This is a genomic window from Gordonia prachuapensis (assembly GCF_036350515.1).
Taxonomy (GTDB): Bacteria; Actinomycetota; Actinomycetes; order Mycobacteriales; family Mycobacteriaceae; genus Gordonia; species Gordonia prachuapensis.
Window position 1 is genome coordinate 133,749 of the sequence record NZ_JAZDUE010000010.1, and the last position, 17,194, is coordinate 150,942.

15 protein-coding genes are annotated in these 17,194 nt (G+C 67.3%); 13 read left to right on the top strand and 2 right to left on the bottom strand.

What is annotated here, in order from left to right:
- Positions 1 to 24 precede the first annotated feature (24 nt).
- A complete protein-coding gene (locus V1Y59_RS13615) occupies positions 25 to 2,037 on the bottom strand; it encodes a CocE/NonD family hydrolase (RefSeq protein ID WP_330505503.1) in 2,013 nt (670 codons plus the stop codon).
- A 171-nt stretch (positions 2,038 to 2,208) separates the two neighbouring features.
- Positions 2,209 to 3,384, bottom strand: coding sequence for a glycoside hydrolase family 76 protein (locus tag V1Y59_RS13620; RefSeq protein ID WP_431309167.1), 1,176 nt, complete (start codon positions 3,382 to 3,384; stop codon positions 2,209 to 2,211).
- A 296-nt stretch (positions 3,385 to 3,680) separates the two neighbouring features.
- On the opposite strand from V1Y59_RS13620, the gene rplJ reads away from it, so the two are divergent.
- The 13 genes from rplJ to V1Y59_RS13685 all read left to right on the top strand — a co-directional run bounded on the left by rplJ (position 3,681) and on the right by V1Y59_RS13685 (position 17,168).
- Positions 3,681 to 4,211, top strand: a complete 531-nt coding sequence (gene rplJ, locus V1Y59_RS13625) for a 50S ribosomal protein L10 (RefSeq protein ID WP_330505504.1) — start codon at positions 3,681 to 3,683, stop codon at positions 4,209 to 4,211.
- An 84-nt stretch (positions 4,212 to 4,295) separates the two neighbouring features.
- Positions 4,296 to 4,688, top strand: coding sequence for a 50S ribosomal protein L7/L12 (gene rplL, locus V1Y59_RS13630; protein ID WP_330505505.1), 393 nt, complete (start codon positions 4,296 to 4,298; stop codon positions 4,686 to 4,688).
- A gap of 526 nt (positions 4,689 to 5,214) precedes the next feature.
- Positions 5,215 to 6,420 carry an ABC transporter ATP-binding protein gene (locus tag V1Y59_RS13635; protein ID WP_330505506.1) on the top strand — a complete coding sequence of 402 codons (1,206 nt, stop codon included), beginning with the start codon at positions 5,215 to 5,217 and terminating at the stop codon, positions 6,418 to 6,420.
- A 2-nt stretch (positions 6,421 to 6,422) separates the two neighbouring features.
- Positions 6,423 to 7,229, top strand: a complete 807-nt coding sequence (locus V1Y59_RS13640; RefSeq protein WP_330432936.1) for an MlaE family ABC transporter permease — start codon at positions 6,423 to 6,425, stop codon at positions 7,227 to 7,229.
- Between the two features lie 55 nt (positions 7,230 to 7,284).
- The gene (locus V1Y59_RS13645; RefSeq protein ID WP_330505564.1) at positions 7,285 to 8,112 is read left to right on the top strand and encodes an MlaE family ABC transporter permease; all 828 of its coding nucleotides are present in this window, start codon (positions 7,285 to 7,287) and stop codon (positions 8,110 to 8,112) included.
- Between the two features lie 3 nt (positions 8,113 to 8,115).
- On the top strand, positions 8,116 to 9,471 hold the full coding sequence (locus V1Y59_RS13650; RefSeq protein WP_330505507.1) for an MCE family protein: 1,356 nt from the start codon (positions 8,116 to 8,118) through the stop codon (positions 9,469 to 9,471).
- A complete protein-coding gene (locus V1Y59_RS13655) occupies positions 9,468 to 10,547 on the top strand; it encodes an MlaD family protein (protein WP_330505508.1) in 1,080 nt (359 codons plus the stop codon). Before V1Y59_RS13650 ends, V1Y59_RS13655 begins: the two co-directional genes overlap by 4 nt.
- 3 nt (positions 10,548 to 10,550) lie before the next feature.
- Positions 10,551 to 11,645, top strand: a complete 1,095-nt coding sequence (locus tag V1Y59_RS13660) for an MCE family protein (protein WP_330505509.1) — start codon at positions 10,551 to 10,553, stop codon at positions 11,643 to 11,645.
- The gene (locus V1Y59_RS13665) at positions 11,645 to 12,970 is read left to right on the top strand and encodes an MCE family protein (protein ID WP_330505510.1); all 1,326 of its coding nucleotides are present in this window, start codon (positions 11,645 to 11,647) and stop codon (positions 12,968 to 12,970) included. The genes V1Y59_RS13660 and V1Y59_RS13665 overlap by 1 nt, the downstream gene beginning before the upstream one ends.
- Before the next feature lie 11 nt (positions 12,971 to 12,981).
- Entirely contained in the window at positions 12,982 to 14,376 is a 1,395-nt protein-coding gene (locus V1Y59_RS13670; protein WP_431309170.1) for an MCE family protein, read from the top strand.
- Complete coding sequence (locus V1Y59_RS13675) at positions 14,373 to 15,614, top strand: MCE family protein (RefSeq protein ID WP_330505512.1); 1,242 nt, start codon at positions 14,373 to 14,375, stop codon at positions 15,612 to 15,614. The genes V1Y59_RS13670 and V1Y59_RS13675 overlap by 4 nt, the downstream gene beginning before the upstream one ends.
- A 43-nt stretch (positions 15,615 to 15,657) precedes the next feature.
- Positions 15,658 to 16,281: a hypothetical protein gene (locus V1Y59_RS13680; protein ID WP_330505513.1), complete on the top strand. Its 624-nt coding sequence runs from the start codon at positions 15,658 to 15,660 to the stop codon at positions 16,279 to 16,281.
- On the top strand, positions 16,281 to 17,168 hold the full coding sequence (locus tag V1Y59_RS13685) for a hypothetical protein (RefSeq protein ID WP_330505514.1): 888 nt from the start codon (positions 16,281 to 16,283) through the stop codon (positions 17,166 to 17,168). The genes V1Y59_RS13680 and V1Y59_RS13685 overlap by 1 nt, the downstream gene beginning before the upstream one ends.
- The last annotated feature ends 26 nt before the right edge of the window (positions 17,169 to 17,194 follow it).

Here is a 17,194-nt window from a genome sequence, read left to right on the forward strand (position 1 = left end):
CTCAGGGGTCGGTGGGTGAACTTCTTAGAACTCCCCGCCCGCGCAGAACGTCAGGTAGCTCGGGTGACGCGGGTCGAGCACCAGCCGCTGACGGCGGCCGCGTGCCTTGATCAGGTCGGGTACCACGGTGAGATACCGCGGGAAGCTGGCCGCGTACACGTCGACTCGCAGTCGATGGCCCGCTTCGAGGACGGCGTCGGTCGGCACCAGGTCGACGTCGATGCGCACCGGTTCGTCTGCCGGGACCGGCAGCTTGCGCTTGCGCGAGAGATAGTGGTGCGCGGAGAGCAGGCTGCCGTCGGCGGTGTAGGTGGACTGCGAGCGGTCGACGGCCCGATTCGATGCGGACAGCGCCCCGTTGGTCAGCACCGTCGACGTGCCGTCGGGTGCGACGTCGTTCACCGTCACCGCCCAGATCGCCTCGTGCGCGGTGGTGGCGACGTTGAGCCGCAGATTCATCGGACCGCTGATCGTGGTCGACTCCGACACCGCCTCGGTGGTGAACGACAACCCGCCGCGCTCCTGATAGCGGGCGTCGACGGTGAAGGACTTGCCGAGTGCGATCGCCGCGCCCGCGGTCACCTGCGACATGTCGCGCGACACCGCGCCGCGCACGTCCGGCTGCACGTGCAGCGACGTCTGGTGATCGACCGGTTCCCGACGCAACGTGCCGTCGTGCACGGCGTGCTCGGCCGACCCCGACGGGGCGGCGCTCAGGTAGAGGCGCTGCGGCCGCACCCCGGGCCGGGGGAAACTCGGCCCGGACGTCCACGAACCGCCCTGCTGCCGCATGGTGACCGGCCCGTAGTACTCGACACCGTTGCGATGGCCCTTGAGCCACCGGTCGAACCAGGCCCGCTCCAGTACGTCGAGTCGGGGTGGCGAGCTCTTGTCGCCATAGCCGGAGCCGACGTCGACGTGATAGCCGTCGCCGACGAGCATCTGCTTACGGCCCGGCTCCATCTGCAGTCGCTCATAGATACCGGTGGCGCTGCGGCCGAACAGGTCGTGCCAGGCACCGACGGTGAACGTGGGTGCCTCGATACGATCCACCTGCGGATCACGTTCGTCGAAGTACGGGTCGTCGAAGATGCGGTCGTCGCGGGCGGTGAGGAAGCCCCACATCAGCGAGCCGATCTCGGTGGCGGGCGACTTGATCCGGTCCCGCGCCCAGCGCAGCGTGTCGCCGCGCAACACGTCCCGGATCGGGCTGCTCGGGTTGGGCACCCACTTGAGCAGGTTCACCACCGACAGCCAGGCAGGGATGAACGCCGACGGCATCCCGCCGGTGATGTAGATGTCGCGGACGATGTCGTCGCAGCCCTCGACCGCGAAGACGGCCTTCAGAGCAGGTGGTCGTTTGTCGGCGGCCTGCAGCGAATTGATCGCCGAGTACGACCAGCCGGCGAGCCCCACGCTGCCGTCGCACCAGTCCTGGTCGGCGGTCCAGTCGATGATCTCGACCGAGTCCTGCTGTTCACGTTCGCCGAGGATTTGCCATTTGCCCTGGCTGGCGCCGGTGCCGCGGACGTCGACGATCACCTGCACGTAGCCGCTTCGCACCAGGTTGCGGTTGACGCCGAACACGTCGAACACGCCGCCGGACAGGGTCTTGGTCAGCGTGGTGAGGCCTTCGAGGCCGGTTCCGGTGCCGTCCACCGACGCCGACGCGGTGCGCAGCGCCTTGCCGAGCACCGGTGCGTGCAGGGTGTGGTCGAGGACGTCGACGGCGAGCCGGTTGTAGGGGTTGATGTTGACGACGGCGGGATACGGGGTGAGGACGGTCTGCCCGAAACGGTTGGCCGGCCGCACCACGGTCGCCCGCAGCCGGACGCCGTCGCTCATGGTGAGCACGACGTCACGCTGGATCGACACGCGGGGATAGAGCGGCTTGCCGTCGACCTGCTCGCGCCAGCGGATGGCGTCGGCGCCGCCGGTGGGATCACCGAGCGGGAGCGACCCGAAATGCGGGGCGCCTATCCGGCCCGTTCGGCGTCGCGGGGCCGTGGCGTGGTCGTGGTCCAATCGGTACGTCATGGTGCATCACCCTGCCTCCGGGGCGAGACCCACCGATCTATCGCGGGCGTCGTCGCCGGCTCGTCGTCGACACCTGCGGTGTGTCGACGACGAGGTGAGACCCACACCATAGGTGTGGCGTTCGTCACCTCGCCGGACGAGGATAGCTGAGCGCCGATATCGGATCGCTAACTAGGGGGCGTCGGTTTCATCATGCTCGCGTGACCCGAGTTCGATGGCGGCCGCCGCTTCGAGCACCATCCAGGCGGACAACTGGACCGACAGATCTCGTTCCGGCACCTCCGACGAGTGCACTGCACCACCGATGAGCTGGGCTTTTCCGCCGCCGACCGACGGTGGGTGCGCGGGTGTGCGCCAGTCGGGACCGAACACGGGCCCGCTCTCGGTGTCATAACGGTGCGTCCAGGCCGCGTCCGCGCTCGTCGTGACAAGCGCGGTCGCACGACGGCGGAGTCCGTCGGTTGCAGGACCTCGTGGCAGATCCGTGGCGACCAACGCCAGGTATCGGGCCAGAATCCCGGAGAACAGGCCACCGTCGCCGCCGCCCGCTCCGGGGATCACACCGTCGTCACACAGGCGCGTCTCCACCGCGCCCAGCAGTCGGTCGAGACGGTCGGCGTGAACGGGCTCCCCGGTCAGTCGAAGCAGTTCGAGTTCGGTGCCCAGGACCACGCCCTGGCAGTAGGTGTAGATGGCGGTGACCCGCTCGAAGCCGCCCCCGGCGAGAGGTTTGACCCCGTCGATCACCAGATGGGAGTCGTCGTCGACCAGGGTGTGGTCCATCCAGTCGGCCATCGCCGTCGCCCGCTCGACCTCGCCGGCACGCGCCAGCAGGATGGCCGCCGGGCCGTTGGCGGGGGCGTTGAAGAACACGTCGGGCTTTCGCCACGGGATGCCGCCGCCGCGCGCCGGCATCCATGCCTCGACCATCTGAGTGACCAGCGTGGCGAGCCCATCGTCGTACGTCAGACCCAGATGCCGGTCGGCCCGTTCGATCGCCAGTCCGAGCCAGGCCATGTCGTCGTAGTAGTTGTTCGTCCAGCGCCCGAGATTGCGCAGGCGGATGCCGCGCAGCAGACGATCGACGTCGTCGGCCAGGGTGGCGCAGCGGTGGATCGCGGCGTCGACGAGCAGGTCGACGACATGGGCCTGCCACCAGTAATGCCAGCTACCTGCCACCATGGGCAGGCGTCCCGACGGCCATGCGATCCGCGCCAAACGGGTCCCCGGGAGGTAGGCAAGCTGCCTCAGGTGGCGGTCGGTGATGGCATCGGCGGCACGAGCTGCGCGCTCGTCGGCCTGGCCCCGCCCGGGCATCTCCGACGACGATTTGGATGCGTCACCCACGGTCAGGTAGCCTATTCGCTTGGTGTGGCACACAACCGTGTGCCGTATCGGTTCAACCAGAGACCGTCGGTCATCGGGTACTCCCGATCGAAGGTCCGGCTCACGTCATCGAGGTGGCGACAGGGTCGGCGGCCCGCGCAGGGAGAACGAGGAACGACAGTACGGCGGTGGCCGTGCTGATGTCGCGCCCCGGACCTCTGCGTGCCGGGGCGTTTGTCGTTTCGACGGCTGTTTCCCGCCTCTTCGGCTCCGGTTGGGTCTGAACCCAACTCTAGTGATGAGAGAGGAGGCGAAGTATGGCCAAGTCCGAAAAGGTCGCCGCTGTTGCGGAGATCGCCGAGCAGTTCAAGGGCTCATCGGCGGCGGTTGTCACGGAATACCGTGGCCTGTCCGTCAGCCAGATCACCGAACTGCGTCGTTCGCTCGGTGAGGGCGCAACCTACTCCGTCGCCAAGAACACCCTGGTGAAGCGTGCCGCAGCAGATGCGGGCGTTGAGGGACTCGACGAGCTGTTCAGCGGACCGACCGCGATCGCCTTCATCGAAGGCGAGCCGGTGATGGCCGCGAAGGCGATCAAGAACTTCGCCAAGGACAACAAGGCACTCGTGGTCAAGGGCGGGTACATGGACGGCCGCGCGCTGTCCGTGGGCGAGATCGAACAGATCGCCGACCTGGAGACCCGTGAGGTTCTGTTGGCCAAGCTCGCCGGTGCCATGAAGGGCAACTTGGCAAAGGCTGCCGGCCTGTTCAACCAGCCGGCTTCGCAGGTGGCGCGCCTGGCCGCGGCCCTGCAGGAGAAGAAGAACGAAGCCGGCGAGACCGAGTAATTCGGCCCCGCTGCACACAAGCAATCCCCGAACCGTACGGGGATGAACCACCCCCGTACGGGGACTGACAGGAAGGACGCCACCATGGCGAAGCTCACCGCTGACGAGCTCATCGATCAGTTCAAGGAACTGACCCTGCTGGAGCTCAGCGATTTCGTGAAGAAGTTCGAAGAGGTCTTCGAGGTCACCGCTGCCGCTCCGGTCGCCGTCGCCGCTGCCGGTGCTCCGGCTGCCGGTGGTGCCGCTGAGGCCGCCGCCGAGCAGGACGAGTTCGACGTCGTGCTCGAGGGCGCGGGCGACAAGAAGATCCAGGTCATCAAGGTGGTCCGCGAGATCGTCTCCGGCCTGGGCCTGAAGGAAGCCAAGGACCTCGTCGAGGGTGCCCCGAAGGCTCTCCTGGAGAAGGTCGACAAGGAAGCCGCCGAGGCTGCCAAGGCCAAGCTCGAAGAGGCCGGCGCTCAGGTTTCGGTCAAGTGACCTCAGGTCTCTGACCGAGCAAGACCCCACGCTCTCAACGAGCGTCACGAAAGGCCCCGAGCCCAATGGACTCGGGGCCTTTTGGTGCATCTGGCGTGAGTAGGTTTCCTACTGCTCCCTGAGGAATCCCGGAGCGCTAGCGGAGGGATGTCACGAAGGGGCCCTTCGAGACACTCGGCTAGCGCCTCGTTCCTCAGGGATCGGGGGGCGACGGGCGGCACAGGTGATGCCGGCGGACACGGGTTGGCCCTGAGGGCTGCGTATCCCCAGGGTCGGGGATTGTGATCACGGGCGCACTTTTGCGATCGGGGTGGCATCGACTACGCTCATCCAGCGAGCCAAGTTACCGGCGGGTAAGGGCGGGCGATCGGCCTCGGGGGAGTTCGGTCAACCGTCCAGGATTGTGGCGCGCACACATGTGAGCTGCTGAGGGTCTCGGCTACAGTGACCCCAACCACAATTGTCGCCGGTACGTGTGTGGTCACACCGACCGCCGCAGGGGGCAGCGAATGTCTGGGAGGATGCAGTGGGTGTAGAGGTCAGCGTCGAGGGGCTCACCAAGTCGTTCGGATCGCAGAACATCTGGCGCGACGTCACGATGACGCTCCCCAAGGGGGAGGTGTCGGCCCTGCTGGGTCCGTCGGGTACCGGCAAGTCGGTGTTCCTGAAGACTCTGATCGGTCTGCTCCACCCCGAGCAGGGATCGGTGGTCATCGACGGCACCGACATCACCAAGTGCTCGGCCAAGGAACTCTACGAGATCCGCAAGCTGTTCGGCGTCCTCTTCCAGGACGGCGCACTGTTCGGCTCGATGAGCCTCTACGACAACATCGCCTTCCCGCTTCGTGAGCACACGAAGAAGAAGGAAGACGAAGTCCGCGACATCGTGATGGAGAAGATCGACCTGGTCGGTCTGGCCGGCGCCGAGGACAAGCTGCCCGGTGAGATCTCCGGCGGTATGCGCAAGCGCGCCGGCCTTGCCCGCGCCCTGGTGCTCGACCCGCAGATCATCCTCTGCGACGAGCCGGACTCGGGTCTGGATCCCGTTCGTACCGCGTACATCTCGCAGCTGTTGATCGACATCAACGCGCAGATCGACGCGACGATCCTGATCGTCACGCACAACATCAACATCGCCCGGACCATCCCGGACAACATCGGCATGCTGTTCCGCAAGGAACTGGTCATGTTCGGTCCGCGCGAGCAGCTGCTGACGTCCGAGCAGCCTGTGGTCAAGCAGTTCCTCTCCGGTGACCGTTTCGGTCCGATCGGCATGTCCGAGGAGAAGGACGAGGCCGTCCAGAAGCAGGAAGAGGCCATGCAGGCCGCCGGCATCGGCGGTGGCGGCACCAAGGACGACTTCTCCGAGATCATCCCGCAGGTGCAGCCCAATCCGGGCATGCCCGAACGCAAGGCCATCGCGCGCCACCGCGAGCGGGTGCACGAGCTGCTGCACACCCTGCCGCCGAACGCGCAGGACGCCATCCGGCGCAGCATGGAGGAAGAAGACCGGATGCGCGATGAAATGCAGGCACACCACGACGAGCAGCAGACCGTCGCCGTGGGTGCCGGACAGGGGTCGGGGGAATGGACCTCTGCCGGAGGCGACGACTACCCGGGTAGTGACGCGCCGACTCAGAGCTGGGCCACTCCGCCCGTCGGGGATGCCACGGTGACCCAGCCCATCGAGACCGGCCGCCACCAGCAGCCCAACGACGGTCGGAGTCAATAAGGATGAGCAGTGCCACCACGCGTGGCGTTGATCGGATAGCTCAGGCCGGAACGGGCGCGCTCGCCCAGACCGGCAACATCGTGCAGCTCTTCGTCGATGTCGCGCGGCAGTCCTTCGTGCGCCCGTTTCAGTTGCGGGAGTTCATCCAGCAGGCCTGGTTCATCGCGAGTGTCACGATCCTGCCGACCGCGCTGATCGCCATCCCGTTCGGTGCGATCGTCTCCCTGCAGACCGGCTCACTGATCAAGCAGCTGGGTGCGGAGTCCTACACGGGTGCGGCCAGCGTCCTGGTGGTGATCCAGCAGGGGTCGCCGCTGGTGACGTCGCTGCTCATCGCGGGCGCCGCGGGTTCGGCCGTGGCCGCCGACCTCGGGTCGCGCACGATCCGCGAAGAGATCGACGCGATGGAGGTGCTCGGCATCAACCCGATCCAGCGCCTCGTCGTCCCACGCGTGCTCGCGATGGTGCTGGTGGCGATGCTGCTCAACGGCCTGGTCGCCGTCGTCGGCATCGGTGGTGGCTACTTCTTCAACGTCATCGTGCAGGGCGGCACCCCGGGTGCCTACCTCGCGTCGTTCGGGTCGCTGGCGCAGCTGCCCGACCTGTACATCTCGACGGTCAAGGCGGCCATCTTCGGTGTGCTCGCCGGTGTCGTCGCCGCCTACAAGGGCCTCAACCCGAAGGGCGGACCGAAGGGCGTGGGTGACGCCGTCAACCAGAGCGTGGTCATCACGTTCCTGCTGCTCTTCCTGGCCAATCTGATCATCACTGCGGTCTACCTGCAGATCGTTCCGCCGAAGGGGGGCTAGCGTGGCCGGTGATCAGGGCGGCGTGACCATCGCGAAGTCGCGCCCCGAGTACTACATGTACGAAGCCCGCAAGCAGCTGGGCAAGCCGCTGAAGGTGCTCGACGGCGCCGGCGAGCAGATGTCCTTCTACGGGCGCACCCTCGCATGGATTCCGCGAACCCTGGTGCACTACACCCGCGAGGTGCTGCGCCTGCTCGCCGAGGTGGCGTTCGGGTCGGGCGGCCTCGCGGTCATCGGCGGCACCGTCGGCGTGATGGTGCTGATGTCGGGATTCACCGGCGTCGTCGTCGGACTGCAGGGTTATGCCGCCCTGGATCAGCTCGGGTCGCAGGCCCTGACCGGCTTCCTGTCGGCCTACGTGAACACCCGCGAGGTGGCGCCGCTGGTGGCCGGGCTCGCCTTGTCGGCGACGGTCGGCTGCGGGTTCACCGCCCAGCTCGGCGCCATGCGGATCTCGGAGGAGATCGACGCCCTGGAGTCGATGGCCGTGCCGTCGATCCCGTTCCTGGTGTCCACCCGGGTCATCGCCGGATTCATCGCGGTCATCCCGCTCTACGTGCTCGGCCTGTTGTCGGCGTACCTGGCGTCACGAACCATCACGACCGTGTTCCAGGGCCAGTCGGGCGGCTCCTACGACCACTACTTCAACCTGTTCCTGCCGCCGGCCGACGTGCTCTGGTCGTTCGGCAAGGTCCTGGTGTTCGCGTTCGTCATCATCCTGGTCCACTGCTACTACGGCTACTACGCAAGCGGCGGCCCCGCGGGCGTCGGCGTGGCCGTCGGTCACGCGGTGCGAGCGGCGTTGGTGCTCATCGCCATCCTCGACTTCTTCCTCGGTCTCGCGATCTGGGGGACCACGACGACCGTCCGAGTGGGAGGCTGATCGATGTCGACGCTTCGTCGCCGGCTGCTCGGAGTGGTGTTCTTCCTGGTGGTGGCGCTGTTCTTCACGGTGACCATCACCAAGTTCAACGACGGCTTCACCACGTTCACCGACGTCACCCTGCAGACCGATTCGACCGGCAACGCGCTGCCGCAGAACGCCGACGTCAAGGCGCGCGGCGTCCTCGTCGGCGAGGTCCGTGACGTCGAGCCCACCGACGACGGCTCGGTCGCGGTCACCCTCGGTCTCGATCCCGACATGGCCGCGAAGCTGCCGCAGAACACCACGGCACGAATTCTGCCGAAGACGTTGTTCGGTGAGCGCTACGTCGACCTTCAGGTGCCCACCGACGAGGCGTCGGCCGCGATGCTGGCCTCCGGGGACACCATCTACACCGACGAGAGCGGCAACGCCCAGGAACTGCAGGAACTGTTCGACGACCTCCTGCCGGTGCTCGACGCGATCCCGCCCGCCGACCTGAACGTCACCCTGACGTCGCTGTCGCAGGCGCTCGACGGTCGCGGTGAGCAGCTCGGCGTGACGTTCCAGGAACTCGACACGATCTTCCGCCGGTTCAACGACAACATGCCGGAGCTGCAGAGCACCCTGCGCGGACTGTCGAGTTTCTCGCAGACGTACTCGGAGGCCCTGCCCGACGTCATCGACGCCCTCGACAACCTCCGCACCACCAACCGCACCATCGTGGAACGGCAGGGCGACCTGCGCACGCTGATCTCGACGGTCGGCGTGGCCGCGACCGACACCACCGCGTTCCTGCGGGAGAACGGGACCGACCTGATCGATCTCGCGGTCGACTCCGAGGAGTTCCTGGTCGGTCTCGCGAAGCAGTCGCCGACGTTCGTCTGCACCTTCCGCAACTTCGCGGGCCTGATCCCCGAGTCCCGCACCATCGTCGGCCAGGGCACCGACAATCCCGGCGTGCGGGTGAACCTGACGTTCGTCAACCCGCGCGGCCGTTATCTGCCCAACCAGGACGAACCGCGACTGCTGGACAGTGACCCGCCCGCGGTCTGCTACGAACCCGCCCGAGACGGCCGCCCGTTCCCGCAGTATCCGGGCGGCGGACTCGCCGACGGCTCGTATCAGCCACCGTCGCGCAATGCCGGTCCGCGCAACGTGGAAACCCTTCCGCAGCCGCAGTTCTCGGCCACCCCGGCGGGGACGATCACCGGGGCGAGTGGGGCGATTCCGCGGAATCCGTTCGACGATCCCGATTATGTGAAGCAGTTGAAGGTCATCTACGGCGGCGCCAACGGCACCGATCCCGAGAAGGTCCCCACGTGGGTCACCACGATCGGCGGAGCGTCGCTTCAGGGAGCGCAGGTCACCATCCGATGAAATCCATCACCGGACCGCTGATCAAGCTGATCACCTTCGCGGTGGTCACCGTGATCGCCACCAGTCTGTTGGCGTTGACGATCGCCAACGCCGGCGGCGACGGCGACAGCGACTTCAAGGCGGTCTTCTCCGACGCGGCGATGCTGAACCCAGGCGACGACGTCCGGATCGCGGGCGTCCGCGTCGGGCAGGTCACCGACGTGCGGGTGCACGAACGCAACCAGGCGATGGTCGAGTTCAACGTCGACCGCGACCGGCTGCCCGACGGCACCCAGCTCTACATCCGCTACCGCAACCTGACCGGCCTGCGATATCTCGCGCTGGAGAAGGGGGCCGGCGACCCCGACAGGACCGTGAGCACGGGCTACACGTTCGGCACCAACGGCGCCGAGAACACGCACCCCGCGGTCAACCTCACCGAACTGTTCAACGGGTTCAAACCACTGTTCCGTGAATTGTCCGCGGCCGACGTGAACACGCTGTCCGATCAGATCATCAAGGTGTTCCAGGGGGAGAGCGGCACCATCTCGCAGCTGATCAGCAGCACCTCCGAGCTGACCAATGCGATCGCCGACAAGGACCGGGTCATCGGGGAGCTGATCACCAACCTGACCTCCGTGCTCGACACCGTGAACCGAAACGACGACCAGTTCACCGCACTGCTCGACAACACCGAGCAGCTGGTGACGGGGCTGGCCGCGCAGCGCGGGTCGGTCGGGTCGGCCATCGAGTCGGTGTCGAACCTGACCGCGGTGACGGCGTCGATCCTGCAGCCCACCCGCCCGGCGATCCAGGGCGACATCGCCGGTCTGAAGTCGCTCGCCGACCAGATCAACGCCCGCGACGACGACGTGACCGAGATCCTGACGAACCTGCCGGTGAAGCTGCAGAAGATCGGCCGGGCGGCGTCATTCGGTTCGTGGTTCCAGTTCTATCTGTGCGGCATCGACGTGGTGGCCGGCAACGGCAAGTCGACGCTGCTGACCCAGCCGCTGATCCCGCTGCCCGACATCAATCACGTGCTCTACACCAGCGCTGCCACCCGCTGCTGGAAAGACGAAAGGCCGGGGGGCTGACCTGTGGCTGACGACAATCACAACCGGGATGGGCAGAACCCGGACGGGCCGGACCAGCCCGCCGACGAACAGCACCCGCACCGCCGCTTCGGCGGGCGACGCAGCCCGGTCAGCATCGGCGCGATCGGCATCCTCATCATCCTGATGACCGCGGTGTCGGCGTTCTTCCTGAACTCGCTGCCACTGGTCGGGGCGGCCGCCCGCTACACCGCCCAGTTCACCGAGGCGGCCGGCCTCAAGCCGGGCGCCGAGGTGCGCGTCGCGGGCGTCAAGGTGGGCACCGTCGACGGCGTGAGCCTCGACGGCGACCACGTGGACGTGGATTTCCGCGTGACCAACACCTGGATCGGCAACCAGACCCAGGCGTCGATCCAGATCAAGACCATCCTCGGTCAGAAGTATCTGGGGCTGAACCCGCAGGGCACCGAACCGGCCGACCCCGACGTCGTGCTCACCGACACCGTGTCGCCCTACGACGTCATCGAGGCGTTCTCCGACGCGGCCGACCAGGTGGAGGAGCTCGACACCACGCAGCTCGCCGACTCGATGGAGTCGCTGCGCGACGCGTTCTCCGGCACCGCCGGCGACATCGGCCCGTCGCTCGACGGACTGTCGCGGCTCTCGGAGACCATCGCGAGCCGGGACGCGGAGGTGCAGCGGCTGCTCGAGGCGACCAAGTCGACCTCGCAGATCCTGGCCGACCGCAACGAGGAGTTCGTCCGATTGATCGCCGGCGCGGGGCAGCTCCTCGACGAACTCAACAATCGCCAGCAGGCGATCTCCAACCTGTTGTCCACCACCACGGCCCTATCTGATTCGCTGTCGGGCATCGTCCGCGACAACCAGGAGCAGATCGGCCCGGCGCTCGAGTCTCTGCAACAGGTCAACGAGCTGCTGACCGAACAGAACCAGAACCTCCGCGAGACGATCACCTACATGGCGCCGTTCTACCGGCTGTACGCCAACGTGCTCGGCAACGGACGCTGGTTCGAGTCGGTGGTCACCAACCTGCTGCCGCCGGCGCTGCCGCAGCAGAACACCACCCGGCCACCCAACAAGAAGGTCCTGCAGAACAACGGCGGAACGGAGGCCGGCTGATGACAGCTCCCGACCTCACCCGCACCTCCGGTCCGGGGCGCTGGTTCACCCCCCGTCACATCGTGATGCTCGTGCTCGGGGTGATCGTCGCCCTGATCGTCGCGGGCGTGCTGTGGTGGGCCTTCTCGATGATCGGGACCACCAAGATCACCGCGACCTTCGCGCGCAGCGTCGGTATCTACTCCGGCTCCGACGTTCGGGTCCTCGGCGTCGAGGTCGGCAAGGTCGACGAGGTGACCCCACAGGGCGACACCGTGAAGGTCACGATGACCGTCAACCGCGGTGTCGACCTGCCCGCCGATGTGCGTGCGGTGCAGATCATCCCGTCGGTGGTCGCCGACCGCTACGTGCAGCTGACCCCGGCCTACACCGGCGGGGAGAAGGCCCCCGACGACATCACGCTCTCGCTCGACCAGACGATGGTCCCGGTGGAGGTCGACCAGATCTACGCCAGCGTGCAGGAGCTGTCCGAGGCGCTCGGCCCCGAGGGTGCGAACCGCGACGGCGCGGTCAGCGACCTCGTCGCGACCGGCGCCGACAACCTCGAGGGCAACGGCGAGAAGCTCGGAGCGACCATCGAGCAGCTCTCCCGCGCCACCACCACGCTGAGCAACTCGCGCGGCAACATCGTCGACACGGTCAAGAATCTCGACGTGTTCGTCGGCGCGCTGCGCGAGAACGACGCGCAGGTGCGTCAGTTCAACCGCCAGATGGCCTCGTTCAACCAGTTCCTCGCCGGGGAGCGCAACCAGTTGTCGGCGTCGCTGAACAAGCTGTCGATCGCTCTCGGCGACGTCGCGACGTTCGTCCAGGACAACCGGCAACTGCTCGGGGACACCGTCCGCGGTCTGCAGCCCACCACGCAGGCGCTGCTCGACACCAAGGACCACCTCAAGGAGATCCTGACCGTTCTGCCGGTGACGATCAGCAACCTGATCAACGCCTACGACGCGGAGTCCGGCACGTTGGCCATGCGCCTGACGATCCCGGATCTGCAGGATCTGATCGGTGCGCAGTGCCGACTGCTCGACCTGGGCAAGCTGCTCGACGGCAACCCGGCCGCCGAACAGTTCAGCACCACCCTCAACCCGCTGATCACTCAGTGTGAGGACATCGGCAAGCAGATCACCGACGGTGTGCTCGAGCCGCTGCTGCCGGTGCTGCCGTTCGGCATCATGAGCAACAACAAACTGCAGCGCTACCCGGCGCCCGGCACCAACCAGGGCAACCCGGATCCGCAGCTGGAGTCCGGTGCGGAGTCGGCGCCGCCGACGGGACCGGCGGCCACCCGACCGTCGAACGGACCTGAGGCGGGTGAGAACTGATGCGTAACATCCTGTCTCGCAATCCACTGCGGGTGGCGGTCGGTGCCGCGATCGCCGCGATGATGCTCGTCCTGTCCGGCTGCGGGAGCAACGGCATCCAGTCGATCCCGCTGCCGGGCGGCGTGGACACCGGCGACAACCCGCGCGTCTACCAGATCCAGTTCGACGACATCCTCGACCTGGTGCCGCAGTCGATGGTCAAGATGGACGGCATCCCGGTCGGCCGCGTGGAAGCGGTCGAGGTGCCCGACAACGAATGGTTCGCCCAGGTCAAGGTCGAGGTGCAGGGTCAGATCGACCTGTCCGACGCGGCAACCGCCGCGGTGCAGCAGACGTCACTGCTCGGCGAGAAGTTCATCGAACTCTCCGAGCCGGAGAACGCCGAGGAACTGCCACGTCAGAACCCGGCCGAGGCCATTCCGCTGGACCGCACCCGCACCGCCACCGACATCGAGCAGGTACTCGGCGCGCTGTCGATGCTGCTCAACGGTGGTGGGCTCAACCAGTTGCAGCCGATCGTGACCGAGCTGAACAAGGCGCTCGAGGGGTCCGTGGATCAGCCGTGCGAGGTGGGTCCGCGAGGGCGGACGTGCCCGGTGTTCCGGAGTCTGCTCGAGCAGACCCAGCAACTCATCACCGGTCTGAACCGCCAACGCGACGACATCGTCAACGCCATCGACGGTCTCGCCCGCCTGTCCACCCGGGCGGCGGACCAGACCGAGCAGATCGAGCGCATCCTCGCCGAACTGCCCGAGGGTGTCGCGGTCCTCGAGGAGCAGCGTCCGCAGCTCGTCGACCTGCTGACCAAGCTCGACGATCTGGGGCAGGTGGGTACCGATGTCCTCGGCAGGTCGCGCGACGCGCTGATCACCGACCTCAAGGCGCTGCGTCCCGTGCTCAGCGAGTTGGCCAAGGCGACTCCGGATCTGATCACCGCGGCACCGCTGATGCTCACCCACCCGTTCCCCGACTGGCTGCTGCCCGCGGTGCACGGCGACTCGACCAACCTGTTCATGACCCTGGATTTCCGGCTGCTCAATCAACTCGAGGCCCTCGGCGTGGGTCAGGGAGAGCCGGAGTACTCGCCGCCGCAGCGGGTCGACGTGCCGGTGAATCCGGCCAACCCGTACGTCGGGGACAACGGTCCGCGTTACGGCTGGCCGACGATCACGTTGCTGCCGCCCGGCCCCAACTGGCGTCCGGGGCCCAACACGCCACCGTCCGGTGGCACGTATCCGATGAACCCGGCGGCCGGTTCGGCGCGTGCGCCTGCCTCGGCCGACTCGGATGGTGCGGACAACGGCGATGCGGACAGCGGCGAGGGCCAGTTCACGCTGATGCCACCCGCACAGCCGGGCCAGCGATTCATCGACGGTCCGCTGAGCATGATCGGAGCGCCCTCATGATCTCCCGGATGGCCAAGATCCAGCTCATCGTGTTCGTCATCGTGGGACTGGTCGCGCTGGTCTACGTCGGAGCGAAGTACGCGCGGCTCGATCGCCTGGCCGGCTTCGGCCAGTACACGGTCACCGCGTCGATGCCCTCGTCGGGCGGCATCTTCACCAACGCGGAGGTGACGTACCAGGGCGTGCCGGTGGGTCGGGTCGGATCGCTGAGCCTGACCGAGGACGGTGTGAACGTGGCCCTCGAGCTCGACTCGGGCGGGCCGGAGATCCCGTCGTCGGCGGCCGCGGTGGTGGCCAACCGCTCGGCGATCGGTGAGCAGTACGTGGACCTGCAGCCGACGTCGTCGGAAGGTCCGTATCTGGAAGACGGGTCGGTGATCACCGAGACGTCGGTGCCGCCAGAACTCGAGGACGTGGTGGCGTCGGCCATCGACTTCACGTCGTCGATCCCGGTCGACGACCTGCACACCGTGATCACGGAGCTGGGCAAGGCGTTCGACGGTCAGGCGAACAACCTGACCCGTCTCGTCGACTCGTTGTCGAAGCTGTCGCGGGCGGGCTATGACTCGCTCGACGAGACGATCTCGCTGATCCAGAACTCGGATGTGGTGCTCAGTACCCAGGCCGAGCAGTCGGACGCCATCCTGTCGTGGTCGCGGAATCTGGACGTCATCACGGCGACCCTGGCGCAGTCCGATCCGGATCTGCGGCGACTGCTGACGACCGGCACCGCATCGGCGACCCAGATCTCGGCGCTTCTCGAGGAGAGCGGTGGCGACATCTCCACCGTCGTCAAGCAGTTGGCGAGCACGTTGCGGACGATCGAACCGACCGGCTTCGCGACGTCGACGACGTTCGCCATGTTGTCGGCATTGTCGGCGGGCAGTCACAGCCCCGCTCCCGGCGACGGCCAGATCCACTTCGGCGTCGTGCTGGAGACCAACAACCCGGCAGCCTGTACCCGGGGCTACGAGGGCACGCAGGAGATGGTCCAGCGGATGAAGCGCGAGGACCCGTCCTTCGACATCCGCTACGACGAGTTCCCGTTCAACACGAACGCCAAATGTTCGGTGCCGGTGGGCAACCCGACGGGTGTGCGCAGCGGCGAGCGGGCCGTGTACGCCAATCCGGAGTTCGCCCAGCCGTGGGACGAGACCCCCAAGAAGGATCCGGACAAGCTGAACCTGAATCCGTTGGCGCGGCAGTTGGCAGCGTTGTTGGGAGTCCGCCCGCAGTGAGTGTTTGGGTTCCTCTCAGGTCCCGATGGTTAGGTGACGGCCGATGACGAGTAACACATCGGCGTCCCCGACGACGGGACCCGCACAGTCGCGCAGCGCCGGAACCACGGTGGCGCTGGCCGCGGCGATCATCGCGGTGATCGCGGCGGCCGTCTGCGCCGTCTGGTTCGGCTATCAGGGCTACCAGGCCTACTTCGTCCAGAAGCCCATCCAGGACGCGCGCGATGGCGCGGTCGGCGGGGCCGAGCAGGCCATCATCAACGTCACGACGGTCGATCCGCAGGACACCGCGGACTGGAAGCGCCGGGTGGACGCGTCGCTGACGGGCAAGGCGCGCGAACAGATCACCAATCAGGACGTCAGCAACCTGAACTCGATGATCACCGACGCCGGCCCGCAGGCCGCGACGCTGACGTCACGTCTGGTGCGCAGTGCGCCCACTGAGGTCGACGCCGACGGGGGATCGGCCAAGGTGTTGGTGTACGTCGCCGCCACGTCGAAACGGGAAAACGAGGCCGGCGTCACCCAGACCATGGGCTTCTCCGTGTCGATGACCAAGGAGGGCGACTCCTGGAAGGCCAACGACATCGTGCCGCTCGACTCGCTGCAGTACGAGGACCCCAACGCGGCCGCCCCGGCACCGGGCGCCGAGGGAGGGGGCAACTGATGCCGAACAACCCACGCCCGTCGCGCAAGGCACCGAAGCGGCGGTCCACACCCCGCGTCGCGGGCCGTCCGGGCCCCGGCCAGACGTCGTCGTCGGAGCCCGTCGAGAGCACCCAGGTCCCCGCCGATCCCGCCGACGGAACCCCGGAAGCCGCCGACGGAACCCCAGATCCCGCCGACAGAACCCCGGAAGCCGCCGACGGAACCCCAGATCCCGCCGACAAAACCCCCGAAGCCACCGACTCGCCGGAATCCGCCGACGCCGACAAGCCGAAGCAGGCGTCGAAGCGTCCCGTGTCCCGCGTGTCCACCCTTCGCCCCGGCGACGGCGCACCCGCGGCGGAACCGGCGGAACCGGCGACATCGCTCGGCCGCCGCCCCGGCGGCTCACGACGACGCGCCACCGTCGTCGTCCTGGCCGCGATCGCGGCGGTGCTGGGGATCTTCGCCCTCATCGCGGGACTCCATCCCGGCGCCGACATCGGGCCCAACAAGGCCTTCGTCGACCGGCCCGCGACGACCGAGCTGACCTCGCAGGTGCAGAGCAAGGCATGTGCGTTGACGGTCAACACCGTCGACGTCGACAAATGGGCCGAGCAGGCGCGCGCCGTGTTGACCGGCGAGGCGCTCACCGAATTCGACCAGTATCTGCCACAGCAGCGCGAGATCCTCGGGCAGACCCAGGCCGTTGCCGATTGTCGGGTGGAAACCGTCGGCGTCGCCGATCTCAGCGGCGGCGATGACGGCGACACCGCACGGGTCGTCGTCAACATGATCGTCAGCCAGCAGCAGGCCGGGATCGCCGGACAGAGCGCGGCCCCGCGTTATCAGTTCGGCATGGTCAAGCAGGGCGATGCGTGGCTGATCAACAAGGTCGAGGCGTTCTAGTCTCCGAGCGACACAGGCGACCTCGC